Below are 13,274 nucleotides of genomic sequence, written 5' to 3'. Positions count from 1 at the left end.
ACCATGGCGATTTGCGTCCTCTCCTTTCTCGTTTGGCTGCACCACTTTTTCACCATGGGCGCCAGCGCAAACGTCAACGGCTTCTTCGGCATCATGAGCATGATCATCGCCTTGCCGACGGGCGTGAAGATCTACAACTGGCTGTTCACGATGTACGGCGGCCGGGTCCGGTTTTCGGTACCGATGCTGTGGTCGATGGGATTCATGGTGACTTTCGTCATCGGCGGCATGACCGGCGTGCTCCATGCGGTGCCGCCGGCCGACTATCAACTGCACAACAGCGTGTTCCTGATCGCGCACTTCCATAACGTCATCATCGGCGGAACCGTATTCGGGGTGATGGCGGGATACACCTACTGGTTTCCCAAAGCGTTCGGCTTCGCGCTCGACGAACGCTGGGGCAAAGCCGCGTTCTGGTGCTGGCTCGTCGGGTTCTATCTCGCATTCATGCCGCTCTACCTGGTGGGCCTGATGGGTATGACCCGGCGCATGCAGCATTACGACAATCTCGCGTGGCAGCCTTGGCTGATGGTCGCGATGGTCGGCGCCGTTGTCATCCTTGGCGGGATCGTCTGCCAGATCGTGCAACTCGTCGTGTCGATCCGCGCTCGCGACAAGTTGCGTGTGACCGCCGATCCCTGGAATGGCCGCACGCTCGAATGGGCCACGGCATCGCCGCCGCCGGCGTGGAATTTTGCTTTCGCCCCGAATGTCAGCGGAACAGACGCTTTCTGGACCAGCAAGAAGCGACGGGAGCAGGCAAAGCAGGACGAGCAAGGGCCGGTACGCGCGTACGGGTCGATCGAAATGCCGAAAAACAGCGCCACCGGCTTTGTTAGCGCCTTCTTCGCGGTCCTCATTGGTTTCGCAATGATCTGGCACATCTGGTGGATGGCAAGTCTGGGACTTGCGGGCGCATTCGTAACGCTGCTTGCCTTTGCATTTCGCAGACACACTGAATTCGAGGTGCCCGCCGAGCAGATTGCTCAGTTCGAACGGGCTCAACAGGCAGGAGCTGTCGTATGAACATCGCCGTCGCAATCGATAGCGTCCCGGAAGTGGCGCTCCCCACTACGAGTGAAGCTGGGCCCGCCCCAAAGAGGATTGTGGTCGCCTACGGTTTCTGGATCTTTCTGTTGAGCGACATCATCATGTTCGCCGCGCTCTTTGCGAGCTACGCGGTGCTTGTACACTCGACGGCAGGTGGTCCGACCGGCGCCCAGTTGTTCAATCAGGGCACGGTCGCAATCGAAACTGTCTGCCTGCTTTTCTCAAGCTACACCTGCGGACTGATGTCGCTCGCCATCAATTCGCGAAATCGTATGGGAATGTACCTGGGTGCCGTGATCACTTTTGCGCTCGGCGCTGCGTTTCTTACACTCGAGATCCACGAATTCGCCGGCATGATCGCTCGCGGCGCGACCCCACAGCGCAGTGCCTTTCTGTCCGCCTTCTTTACGCTTGTGGGCTGTCACGGGCTGCACGTCACTCTCGGACTGATCTGGCTCATGGTGATGATGGTCCAGGTCGCGGTGATGGGCTTCGTCGCAAGCGTGCAGCACCGCCTGCTCTGCTTTTCCTTGTTTTGGCACGCGCTCGACATTGTTTGGGTCGGCGTTTTCACGGTGGTTTATCTGATAGGAGAAATGCAGACATGGGCTCCCTCGGAGGCTCTGATCTACACCATCGGCCTGGTGGTGGCGCTCATTCTCACGGCGACGTCCTTCTGGGTTGCAAACACGTCGCTGCTTTGGGAGGGCGGCGTGGGCCTCGGCCTTGCGGTTCTCGCCATTGCCCAGATGGGAATTCACCTGGTGTTTTTCCTGCACCTCACGACGGGGGCGGATAGCACCAACAACATCCTGGCGCTCGCGTTTGGGCTGCTCATCGTATTCGTGGTGGTCGTTGGCTCCATGTGGATCGTATCCGACTTGAACCAAAACATGCTGATGCCGTCGGCCGGACCGATGAGTATGCGGCCTCAACATTGACGCACGCAGCGATCGGCCTCAGGGCGCTCGTACAGCCAAACGGAGGCATGACTTTGCTCAAAAGAAATTTGATATTCGGCTTGTCCGCACTGATTTTGATCTTGCTGAATCCAGGTACTGGCTCGGCCAAAGGCGGACCAATCACGCTTGACGAACCGTACAGTCCCGAACACGTCACCTCACTTCCCCTCGAGATACGCCAAATCATCGTCAACGAGTGCAAGGAGCCTCGTGCAACGCGGGAATTTTTCAATTACACAGACGGCATATCAGAAATCGTACTGCACTATGAACATTTGCTTTGCGGAATATCCAATGTCTTTTGCACCGCAAAGGTATGTCTGCATCAAGTGTACGGCCGATCAGCCCAGGGAAAGTACGAGCTGATCCGAAGTTTTTATGCCGCGCAGCCTGAAGCCGAGCAATATTAGCGTTCCGACCCGCCTCTCGGATCCATTCGCAAGGCCTGCGCTGTTCTCGTCGTCGTACAGCCGTAATCTAGCACCGATCCTGATGCGATCGCATCTTCAGCGGCTGGTTTTGGATTGACGAGCAAGAGCAAACATAGCCTAATTAATAGCCAAAGTAGTCCGCATAGCAGGAATCCCTGGTGAAGGAGCTCTTGGACTACGTATTCTCGCCGCTGCGCGAGGGAGACGTTGCTCTCCAGCGCGGCTCCGGTAGCGGCTTGCCCCGGATCCTGCTAGTCGCCGTCGATGAAAGCGTGCCCGGTGGCGTCGGGCGGCTCGAACACGAATATGCGCTCAGGGACGAACTTGATGCTGACTGGGCTGCGCGACCTATCGCGCTGACGCAACATAACGGCCGTATGACGCTGGTGCTTGAGGATCCCGGCGGAACGCCGGCCGATCGACTGGTTGGCCGGCCACTAGACGCGTTGGATTTCCTGCGCATTGCGATCCCGCTTGCGGGGACGCTGCGCGGCGTGCATGGGCGTGGCCTCATCCATAAGGACATCAAGCCCGCAAATATCCTGGTGGATCAGACAAGCGGCGGCGTGTGGCTGACGGGGTTCGGCATAGCCTCGCGTCTGCCGCGCGAACATCCAGCGCCGGCGCCGCCGGAGGTCATCGCCGGGACGCTCCCCTACATGGCGCCGGAACAAACCGGCAGGATGAACCGCTCGGTGGACTCCCGCAGCGATCTCTATGCGCTGGGCGTCACGTTCTACGAAATGTTGACCGGGCAGCTCCCCTTCACCGCCTCCGATCCGATGGAGTGGGTGCACTGTCATGTCGCGCGGCAACCGGTGCCGCCCCACGAGCGGATTGAAGATGTCCCGGGTCCGCTTTCGGCAATCGTGATGAAGCTTCTCGCCAAGACCGCCGAAGAGCGCTACCAGACCGCCGCGGGCGTGGAGGCCGACCTTCGAAGATGCCTCGCAGACCTGGAGTTATATGGCCGCATCGACCGGTTCTCTCTTGGCGATCGCGATCAGTCGGATCGGTTGCTGATCCCGGAGAAACTCTACGGCCGGGAGCGCGAGATCGAGGCGCTGATTGCAGCCTTCGATCGGGTCGTTAGGAGCGGCACGCCGGAACTCGTGCTCGTTTACGGTTATTCCGGCATCGGTAAATCATCGGTCGTGAACGAACTGCACAAGGCGCTGGTGCCGCCGCGCGGCCTGTTCGCCTCCGGTAAGTTCGACCAGTACAAACGCGACATCCCGTATGCCACATTGGCGCAGGCCATTCAGAGCCTGGTCCGCTCGCTGCTCGGCCAGAGCGAGGAGGATCTTGGCCGGTGGCGAGATGCTCTCCATACCGCGCTCGGTCCGAATGGTCAGCTCATGGTCAATCTCGTTCCCGAGCTGGAGCTTTTGATCGGGAAACAACCGCCCGTTCCAGAGCTGCCACCTCAGGACGCGCAGAACCGCTGCAAGATTGTGTTCCGGCGTCTCCTTGCGGTATTCGCTAAGCCGGAGCATCCGCTCGCGCTGTTCCTCGATGATTTGCAGTGGCTTGATGCAGCAACACTCGATCTCGTGGAGCATCTTGTTACGCATCCGGAAATGCGACACCTGCTCCTGGTCGGCGCCTACAGGGATAACGAGGTCGGTCCCGCGCAGCCGCTTCCACGAACTCTCGATGTGATCCGCGCTACCGAAGTGAGAGTGCATGAAATCGTGTTGACGCCCCTTGGGCTCAATGATGTTAGCCGGCTCATCGCCGACGCCCTCAACTGCGAGCCGGAGTGTGCGCGGCTGTTGGCAGAGCTGGTGCAGGAAAAGACCGGTGGCAACCCGTTCTTCGCTATCCAATTCTTCACGGCACTGGCGGACGAGGGGCTGCTCGCGTTCGACCCTGTCACGCGGGCCTGGCAATGGGACATCAATCGCATCCGGGCCAAGACCTATACCGACAACGTGGTGGATCTAATGGCTGAAAAGCTGAAACGGTTCTCCGCTAGCACTCAGGAAGTCCTGAAACAACTCGCCTGCCTGGGCAACGTTGCCCCGATCGCTACCCTGGCCCTGGTTCTTGGAAAAACAGAGGAAGCCACTCACGCGGCCCTTTGGGAAGCCGTCCACGCCGGGCTTGTCTTGCAGCAGGAGAGTGTCATCCGATTCCTGCACGATCGGATCCAACAGGCAGCTTACACGCTGATCCCGGAAGAGTATCGTACAGAAATCCACCTGCGCATCGGGCGCGCGCTGCTGGCGAGCATGACCGCGGATGAACTCGCCGAGCATCTGTTCGATGTCGCAAATCAGCTTAATCGGGGCGCCGCGCTGCTGGACGACCAAGACGAGAAGGCGCTGGTAGCCGCGATCGACTTGCGCGCCGGACGCAAGGCCAAGGCGTCGGCGGCCTTTGCATCGGCGTGCGCGTATTTTGCGGGCGGGATGGCCATGCTCGACGAAAGAGATTGGGGCAGCCGCTACGAACTGATGTTCAGCCTTTGGCTCGAACGCGCGCAATGCGAGCTTCTGAGCGGCAACTTCGAAACGGCGGGGCAACTGATTGGGGAACTGTTGCAGCGCGGCGCATCGAAGGTCGATCAGGCGGCCGTCTACCACTTGAAGGTCCAGTTCCATGTCTTGAAATCGGAAAACCAGCTCGCTGTGGCCAGTGCGCTCACGTGCGTGCGGCTGTTCGGCATTGATTTGCCGGCACAGCCGACCTGGGAGCAGGTCCAGACCGAATACGAGAAACTCTGGCAAACCCTCGATGGGCGACCGATCGAGAGCCTGATTGATCTACCGCCGATGACGGATCCGGGACTGCGGATCGCCATGGAGGTGCTCGGGGGGCTTACGCCGGCCGCCTATCTTACCGATTTCCGTTTTTGTTGCTTGCAGATGTGCCGCATGGTGACGATCAGCATGCAGTACGGCGTGAGTGCCGGTTCCGCGCAGGCCTGTGGCTATTTGGGGACTATGCTCGGGCCCGTCTTTCGCCGTTACCGCGATGCTCCCCGTTTCGCCAAACTCGCTTGCGACCTCGTCGAGAAGCACGGCTTTATAAGCTCGCATGCCAGGGTTCACTATGCGATGGGAAGGGTTGCCTTCTGGACACAGCCAATCACGACCGCCATCGATTTTATGCGGGCGACCTTTCTCCCCGCGAATGAGACGGGAGATCTGACCCTGGCTTGTTACAGCAAGTCGCAATTAATCTCAGGCCTTCTTCTGCGGAACGATCCGCTCGACGCAGTTTGGCGCGAGTCGGAGATAGCCTTGGATTTCGCGCGTGAAGCCAAATACGCGGCGGACATCATCACGAGCCAGCAACAGTTCATCGCCACGATGCGGGGCCGGACCGCGACTTTTTCCACCTTCAGCGACCCGCAGTTCGACGAGGCGACGTTCGAGGCTGAACTGACTGGGGACCAGATGCCCATGGCGATTTGCTTTTACTGGATCCTTAAACTGAAAGCGCGTTTCCTGTCAGGGGACTACACCGAGGCGCTCTCAGCAGCGGAGAAGGTGAAGTCACTACTTTCGGCTGCAGTCGCCCAGATCCAGCTGCTCGACTACTTCTATTATGCCGCGCTGACCGTAGCCGCGCTCTATGACAAGGCTCCGGCGGACGAGCAGATTACCTGGCACGAACTACTGACGGTACACCAGGAACAACTGCGCGAGTGGGTCGATAGCTATTCACCGACCTTCTCTGACAAGCATGCGCTGGTGTCGGCCGAGAAGGCTCGCATCGAGCAGCGGGACGCCGATGCGATGGGTCTGTACGAACGGGCCATCGGTTCCGCTCGCGAGCATGGCTTTATCCAGAACGAGGGCGTGGCCTTTGAAGTCGCCAGCCGATTCTACGCGACGCGCGGATTCGATACGATTGCCGGGGCTCTTCTGCGGGAGGCGCGGCGCTGCTATCTTCGCTGGGGCGCCTTCGGCAAGGTGCGGCAGCTCGAACATATCCATCCGCATCTCCATGACGCGGCGGTCCCTGCATCTCCAACAACGACAATTGATGCGCCTGTCGAGCAGCTGGATATCGGGACAGTGCTCAAGGCATCGCAAGCGCTATCAGGCGAGATCGTCCTCAGTGAGCTCATTAAGGCTTTGTTGCGAATCGCGGTCGAGCATGCCGCCGCCGAGCGTGGTCTGCTCATCCTGTTCCAAGGCGACGAGCTACAGACCGCAGCGGAAGCGAAGACTGGCCGCGGCGAGGTCGAGGTCACGCTGCGCGAGACGACAGCATTCTCGGTGGAGCTTCCCGAATCCGTGCTCCACTATGTAACCCGAACGCGCGAAAGCGTGATCCTTGATGATGCCCTGGCGCATAATCCATTCTCGGCAGACGAGTACCTTCGCCAGAAGCACGCCAGGTCGGTGCTCTGCCTGCCCCTGATGAAGCAGGCCAAGCTGATCGGGGTGCTCTATCTCGAGAACAACCTGGCGTCGCACGTGTTCACGCCCGCCCGGATCTCGGTATTGGAATTGCTGGCGTCGCAAGCGGCGATCTCGCTGGAGAACGCCCGTTTGTACAACGATCTCAGGGAACGGGAGGCCAGAATTCGTCGCCTTGTCGACTCGAACATCGTCGGGGTCGTGTTCTGGGACGTTCAAGGTCGGGTCACCGACGCCAACCAGGCCTTTCTCGATATGGTTGGATATGCCCGAGAAGATCTCGTCTCGGGTCGAATACGATGGACCGAGCTGACGCCGCCCGAATGGCGCGACGCCGACAAACAGATCACCGCAGAGTTAACGGTGGCTGGAACCCTTGAACCCCGTGAGAAGGAGTACTTCCGTAAGGACGGCAGCCGCGTGCCAATTCTGATCGCCCTTGCGCTTTTCGAGTGGAAACGAGATGAAGGCGTCGCCTTTGTGCTGGATCTAACCGAGCGCAAGCATGTTGAGGAGGCGTTGCGCGACGCGCAAGCAAACCTGGCTCATGTCGTGCGCGTAACGACCTTGGGTGAACTGACGGCCTCGATCGCCCATGAAGTGAACCAGCCGCTTACCGCCGTCATCGCCAACGCCGAGGCCTGTCTGCATTGGCTCGACCGCGAAACTCCCGATCTGGACGCAGTGCGCCGTTCGGTGGAATGGATCATCGGCGATGGCAATCGGGCAAGCGAAGTGATCCGGCGAGTTCGGGCGCTAGTAAACAAATCGGATATTGAAATGAGACCGCTCGACGTCAATGACGTCGTTGAAGGAGTTATTACGCTGATGCAGCGTGAGTTGTTCAGCCATGAAGTATCCTTGCGAACGGAATTGGCACCTGCTCTCCCGGCGATTCTCGGTGATCGGGTTCAACTGCAACAGGTCATCATCAACCTAATGATGAATGGCATTGAAGCCATGCACTCCGTCACGGATCGGCCGCGCGAGCTAGTGATCCGATCCCGCCAGGACGAGAAGCAACAGGTGCTCACAAGTGTCACCGATTGCGGCGTCGGACTCTCCGCCGAGACTGCAGACCGGCTGTTCAACGCTTTCTTCACGACCAAAGCAAGCGGCATGGGGATGGGACTTTCGGTCTGCCGTTCGATCATAGAAGCCCACGGTGGTCGGCTGTGGGCGACTGCAAACCATCCCCACGGCGTCACATTTCAGTTCACCTTGGCTGTAAGAGCGGACACTACGGCGTAATCGCTGTGGAATGGTTCGTCGGCGCCTCCACGGGCATGAGCCCCCCAAAATCCCAGTCCTGACGATCCGATGAATTCAGCGACAGCGATATGACGAGCAACGACCCGCATATCGACTGCATGTCTGGAGTTTAAACCTGTATTTAATTGAAGAGGTCAAAGCGGACCGTCACTCTGATTGTGTGGGATTTTTACGGCGTTGGTACGAAACCTTTCCGGAAGATATTTGCAACAGGGTGGTCAGCCGGTTTCCGCGGGACAATTTCCGGCAGCAAATAATTGCAAAAGTAACTTGAAGGAGATCGCCATGACTCGAACGAGAGCCCGAAAACTTCTGACCGGAGCGGCATCTGCCGCCGTCATCCTTGCGTTCGGCGTTGCCTACGCGCAGCAAGCGCCGCGCGGCAAGACGAGCTACATGCCGGTCGACATCACCGAGCCGTTTTCGGCGATCTTCGCCAGGCTGTCCGCGCAGAAGCCGGAGGTCGCGCGCGAACACATGGCGCTCCTCAACGAGCGATACGACTTGAGTAATCGACCCGCCACAGGGGTTACGATGGATCGCACCAAACCGGTGCAGGAAGGAGTCCGTGTCAAGCTCCCCGCAGGAAAGACCTGGGAGGCTCTTGCGAATATGAGCCCGGAGCAAATTCGCGAGCAGAACGCCTTTCCCAAGGGATTCTATCCGCTACCGCATCCCAAGCACGAGGCAGGCGGCTTCGTGTTTCCGCACTTCGTGATCGACGAGATCAAACGGCAGGAGGGACGTGACCTCACGCGCTTCGACGTCGACTACGACATCCCGGATCACTTCCTGCCGGAATTCCCGCCACCGATGTATCTCAATCAGCGGACCGACCTCGGCGACGTCTCGCAGGGCAAGCTCGTGACCATCGAGAACTATTACGAGCTGTTCAACGGCATTATCCCGCCCAAGCAGCTGGACGGCTTGCGCCTGCTCGTCACTGCGTTTCCGCAGCAGCAGTTCAACCTGACGGAGGATCGCCGTTCCGAGCTGCCGAGCCGTGGCTCGGCGTGCTTCGACTGCCACTCGAACGGCCATACCAACAAGGCCACGCACCTGGCTCCCGATGCCCGTCCGGCAGAATCCCGCCATCGTATCGTCACGCCGACACTGCGCGGCGTCCAAATCCAGCGGCTGTTCGGTTCGCAGCGCGCACTCAAGACCATCGAGGATTTCACCCAATTCGAGCAGGCCGGAGCGTATTTCGATGGTGATCAGGTGATCGCCGCCAAGAAGGGCCTCAATCCCCTCGATCGAATCAGCCAGGTCGGCCTGATGGCGGAATTCCAGGAGGAACTAGGCTTCCCGCCCGCGCCGAAGCTTGACGTGTTCGGCAAGCTCGATCCGAGCAAGGCCACGCCCGCCGAACTGCGCGGCCAGGAGATATTCTTCGGCAAGGGCCAGTGCAGTGCCTGCCACGCCGCCCCCTATTACACCGACAACCTGATGCACGATCTCAAGACCGAGCGCTTCTTCAAGCCAGAAATCATCAACGGCATGAGTGAAGTCGGCGACGGAGCCGTCAAGACCTTCCCGCTGCGCGGTATCAAGGACTCGCCGCCCTATTTGCACGACGGGCGCCTCCTGACGCTGGACGACAGCGTCGAGTTCTTCAATCTGGTGCTCGGCACCAAGCTCACCAGTGAGCAAAAGCACGATCTGGTTGAATTCCTTCGCACGCTCTGACGCTTCATTGCGACCGCCAATTACGGCCGCCAAAGCCGACGGAGATGATAGCTATGGCGTGTCGCCGATCGCAAGCGCCGGTCCTACCGGAACGATGCCGCTTGGATTCAAATTGCGGTGGCTCTGATAGTAGTGGCGCTTGATGTGCCCGAGATTTACGGTCGCTGCTACGCCCTCGATTCGGAACAGCGTGCGCATATAGTCAGAAAGGCGCGGATAGTCCGCAATCCGCCGGATGTTGCATTTGAAATGTCCGACATAGACCGGATCGAACCGGATCAGCGTCGTGAACAACCGCCAGTCGGCTTCGGTGACTTTTTCGCCCGTCAGAAAGCGCCGGGATGACAGGCGATCCTCGAGCCAATCCAGTGTCTCGAACAGCAGGCCGACAGCCTCCTCATAGGCTTCCTGCGTCGTAGCGAAACCGGCCCGGTAGACGCCGTTGTTGACCGTCGCATAGATGCGCGCGTTCAAGCCGTCGATCTCGGTCCTGAGCGCCTCGGGATAATAGTCGCCTGCCTTCGCGCCGATGCCGTCGAAGGCAGCGTTGAACATGCGAATGATCTCCGACGACTCGTTGTTCACGATCGTGCCGGTCTTCTTGTCCCACAGAACCGGAACCGTGACGTGGCCCGAGTAGGTCGGGTCCGACCTCGTGTAGACCTCGTGCAGATAGTGCGCGCCGCCGATGGGATCGGGAACCACACCATCGCCTGCGACGAAACTCCAGCCCTGCTCGGCCATGAGCCAATGCACAACCGAGACATCGATAAGCGGTGTAAGCCCCTTCAGCGCGCGGAAGATCAGGGTCCGATGCGCCCAGGGGCAGGCCAGGGAAACATAGAGGTGATAACGCCCCGCCTCAGCTCTGTAGCCCCCGACCCCCGTCGGGCCGGGCGTACCGTCAGTAGTCACCCAGTTGCGGAAAACGCTGTCTTGACGCACGAAACGCCCGCCGCTTGCCGAGGTATCGAACCACTGATCGTGCCAACGACCGTCGATGAGCAATCCCATTTCATTCTCCTTGCAAGTTATCTGCGGGCATTGAACGTACCGCTGTTCTTGGAGCCGCGGCTCCTAACGAAAATTCGGATCATCACGAGCGCGCTCCAGGATGAGCGGGATGATCAAATCCTCTTCATCATCGAGATGCCGCAGCAAGGTTCGATCGAAGCCCTCGATCTCTCCAGTAAGCCGTTCGGCCACGCGGAGCGCATCGCCGTCGCGACCCGACACTTCGCCGGAAAGCGTAGCAATGAGCTCACGGCTTGCGGCGCCGAGGCTGTGGATCGCGCCGTGGATCACCCCGTGGTCATTGTCGAGAATGTCGAAGCCCTTTTGCAGCTTTGGCGAGGCGGCGGCGAAGGTGGGGAAATAGTAGTCATCCTCAACATGATGGTGCCTATCGAGCTCTCCGAGTAGAAGGCCCATCCGGCGCTGGAACAGGGGCAGAAACGTTGTTGGTGACATACGACCTTCTCTAAGATCCGCCGTCATGCCGCCCGTCAGCACCGAGAGTTCGCGAAACAAATTGTGCCGCTGGAGCCATCCTTCGGCCAGTCCGTGCAGGCGTGGATCATTCGCCCACTGGCCGCGAGGATACTTGCGCAGCAGCTCAAGCAACTCATCCGGCAGGCCGTTCCTCACATCGACCGTAAGCGCCTTGGCTATATCCTTCATGATGACGCTCCTGTTTCTGCTTTGCGGCACGGCGCCGGCCGTGGAGATGAACCACGACCGGCGCCTGGGGTTATCGTGTGCCTTCCTTCAGGGCCAGCAACTGCCACTCCCAACGCAAACCCTGACCGAAGCCACCGCCATGCTCGGCGAATAGCTTTGCGACGTCGTCTGCGGTCGGGCGCCCCCAGTCACGCTGAAGTTCGGACACATAGGCGATCGTGGTAAGCGGTTGAGCACCAGCCTGAACCATGCGCTGGACGCCGCGCTCATGCCCTTCGATGCTGCCGCCACCAGACGCGTCAGTGACGATGTAGACCTCATAGCCTTCAGCGAGTGCATCGATCACCGGCAAGCTCAGGCAGACTTCGGTCCACAAGCCGGCCATCACTAGCTTCTTCTTGGCAGTCTTCTTGACCCAGTCGAGCACCCGCGGATCGTCCCACGAATTGAGGCCGGTACGGTCGATCGGCTTCTGATCCGGGAAAACAGCCTGAACTTCCTGGAACAGTTCCTGACGTTCGGCAAAGGCCGTCGTCAGCAGGGTCTGCACCTTGAACAGCTTCGCCGCCTTGGCGAGGAAGGTCGTGTTGTTGACGACGGCCTCGCTGGTGTGAGAGCGCAACGCCAGCAACTGCAGATACTGATGATCGATCAGCAGGAGCGCGTGATCGTCGGGGGTCAGTAGGGAACTCTTTGCCATAGCAATATCTCCATGGAGGGTTGACCGAGGCGATGGCCTCATTGGTCGAAGAGATACTGATGGAACGAATTTGCCTGTAGTCGTCTAATTCGGTACTATCTGTTCCAAAAATGGAACGGACATATGCAGGATCTCAACGACCTCTACTATTTCGCCCGGGTGGTTGAGCATGGTGGGTTCGCGCCTGCCGGGCGTGCTCTTGGCCTTCCGAAATCCACGCTCAGCCGTCGTGTTGCGTTGCTCGAAGAAAGGCTGAAGAGCCGGCTCCTACAGCGCTCGACCAGGCATTTCGCGATGACCGAGGTCGGCGAAGTCTATTACCGTCATTGCGTGGCGATGATCGCCGAGGCCGAAGCCGCTCAGGAAGCGATCGACAACACCAGCGCGGAGCCGCGTGGCATGATACGCGTGACCTGTCCGATCTCTCTCATGTTCAGCTCGGTTGCTCCGATCATCTCCCGCTATATGGCCGCCCATCCGCAGGTGCGCGTGCAGCTTTCAGCAACCAATCGCCGCGTCGACGTGATCGAGGAAGGCGTGGATGTCGCCCTGCGCGTTCGGTTTCCACCCCTCGAGAATGACGGACTGGTCATGAAACGGCTTGCCGAGAGCCGGCAACTCCTGGTCGGGAGCCCAGAATGCGACGGGCCACCTCGTCAGCGTAGCCTTTGAGCCGCGTTACGCCACCGATGACATGTATGCCTTGCGGCAGGCGGCCGAGGACGGCATTGGCATCGCGCAGCTTGCAGATTACGTAGTGATGGATCAGGTCGCGTCCGGCGCACTGGAAATCATCCTTCCGGATTGGACGCTGCCGAGCGGAGTTGTGCACGCCGTCTTTCCGTCTCGCCGCGGGCTATCCCCGGCGATCCGCAGCCTCATCGACTTTCTTGCTGCGGAATTCCGGACCTGATGACACAAGTGTGACGTAGGATGAACGAAGATCGTCGGGTTACGAGCATTCCGCATCAATTGTTTAACAGGCTGTCGCTCAAATAGAAAAAACCAGCTTGCCGCGAAAGCAACGGTTTCACTTATGTTGTCCGCGGCCACGGCTTCGGCCGCTCGACGAAGATGAGGAAGTCGCCTCGGTTCGTTTATGGCGGTCGTCTCC

General features: G+C 59.5%; 8 protein-coding genes and 2 pseudogenes. 7 read left to right on the top strand and 3 right to left on the bottom strand.

What is annotated here, in order from left to right:
* The 6 genes and pseudogenes from ABSE61_RS09790 to ABSE61_RS09765 all read left to right on the top strand — a co-directional run.
* A partial coding sequence (locus ABSE61_RS09790; RefSeq protein ID WP_423870869.1) for a cbb3-type cytochrome c oxidase subunit I occupies nt 1–1,026 on the top strand: 1,026 nt, incomplete at its 5' end.
* A pseudogene (gene cyoC, locus ABSE61_RS09785) lies at nt 1,023–1,643 on the top strand (cytochrome o ubiquinol oxidase subunit III); the annotation flags it as partial. The gene ABSE61_RS09790 and the pseudogene cyoC, both read left to right, overlap by 4 nt.
* Nucleotides 1,644–1,646: 3 nt before the next feature.
* The gene (gene cyoD, locus ABSE61_RS09780) at nt 1,647–1,991 is read left to right on the top strand and encodes a cytochrome o ubiquinol oxidase subunit IV (protein ID WP_423870894.1); all 345 of its coding nucleotides are present in this window, start codon (nt 1,647–1,649) and stop codon (nt 1,989–1,991) included.
* Nucleotides 1,992–2,038: 47 nt separating this feature from the next.
* Nucleotides 2,039–2,422, top strand: a complete 384-nt coding sequence (locus tag ABSE61_RS09775) for a hypothetical protein (RefSeq protein ID WP_423870868.1) — start codon at nt 2,039–2,041, stop codon at nt 2,420–2,422.
* Between the two features lie 179 nt (nt 2,423–2,601).
* Nucleotides 2,602–8,070 carry a trifunctional serine/threonine-protein kinase/ATP-binding protein/sensor histidine kinase gene (locus ABSE61_RS09770; protein ID WP_490338365.1) on the top strand — a complete coding sequence of 1,823 codons (5,469 nt, stop codon included), beginning with the start codon at nt 2,602–2,604 and terminating at the stop codon, nt 8,068–8,070.
* 306 nt (nt 8,071–8,376) lie between these two features.
* The gene (locus ABSE61_RS09765; protein WP_423870867.1) at nt 8,377–9,780 is read left to right on the top strand and encodes a cytochrome B6; all 1,404 of its coding nucleotides are present in this window, start codon (nt 8,377–8,379) and stop codon (nt 9,778–9,780) included.
* A gap of 51 nt (nt 9,781–9,831) precedes the next feature.
* Here ABSE61_RS09765 and ABSE61_RS09760 read toward each other — a convergent pair whose 3' ends face one another.
* From ABSE61_RS09760 to ABSE61_RS09750, 3 genes are all read right to left on the bottom strand, one after another.
* Nucleotides 9,832–10,794, bottom strand: coding sequence for a glutathione S-transferase family protein (locus ABSE61_RS09760; RefSeq protein WP_423870866.1), 963 nt, complete (start codon nt 10,792–10,794; stop codon nt 9,832–9,834).
* A gap of 63 nt (nt 10,795–10,857) precedes the next feature.
* Nucleotides 10,858–11,460: a hemerythrin domain-containing protein gene (locus ABSE61_RS09755; protein ID WP_423870865.1), complete on the bottom strand. Its 603-nt coding sequence runs from the start codon at nt 11,458–11,460 to the stop codon at nt 10,858–10,860.
* Nucleotides 11,461–11,530: 70 nt separating this feature from the next.
* Nucleotides 11,531–12,160 carry an isochorismatase family protein gene (locus ABSE61_RS09750; RefSeq protein WP_423870864.1) on the bottom strand — a complete coding sequence of 210 codons (630 nt, stop codon included), beginning with the start codon at nt 12,158–12,160 and terminating at the stop codon, nt 11,531–11,533.
* Between the two features lie 123 nt (nt 12,161–12,283).
* On the opposite strand from ABSE61_RS09750, the pseudogene ABSE61_RS09745 reads away from it, so the two are divergent.
* Nucleotides 12,284–13,073 (top strand): annotated as a pseudogene (locus tag ABSE61_RS09745) (LysR substrate-binding domain-containing protein).
* Nucleotides 13,074–13,274: the final 201 nt, after the last annotated feature.

It is taken from the genome of Bradyrhizobium sp. (assembly GCF_049519115.1).
Lineage (GTDB): Bacteria > Pseudomonadota > Alphaproteobacteria > Rhizobiales > Xanthobacteraceae > Bradyrhizobium.
Note: the sequence above shows the minus strand (reverse complement) of the source record. Positions and strands in the feature narration are given on the sequence as shown.

Coding starts and splice junctions, on each gene's coding strand:
- ABSE61_RS09775 (WP_423870868.1), top strand. CDS start 2,039: ATGACTTTGCTCAAAAGAAATTTGATATTCGGCTTGTCCGCACTGATT.
- ABSE61_RS09755 (WP_423870865.1), bottom strand. CDS start 11,460: ATGAAGGATATAGCCAAGGCGCTTACGGTCGATGTGAGGAACGGCCTG.
- ABSE61_RS09750 (WP_423870864.1), bottom strand. CDS start 12,160: ATGGCAAAGAGTTCCCTACTGACCCCCGACGATCACGCGCTCCTGCTG.
- ABSE61_RS09765 (WP_423870867.1), top strand. CDS start 8,377: ATGACTCGAACGAGAGCCCGAAAACTTCTGACCGGAGCGGCATCTGCC.
- ABSE61_RS09760 (WP_423870866.1), bottom strand. CDS start 10,794: ATGGGATTGCTCATCGACGGTCGTTGGCACGATCAGTGGTTCGATACC.
- cyoD (WP_423870894.1), top strand. CDS start 1,647: ATGCAGACATGGGCTCCCTCGGAGGCTCTGATCTACACCATCGGCCTG.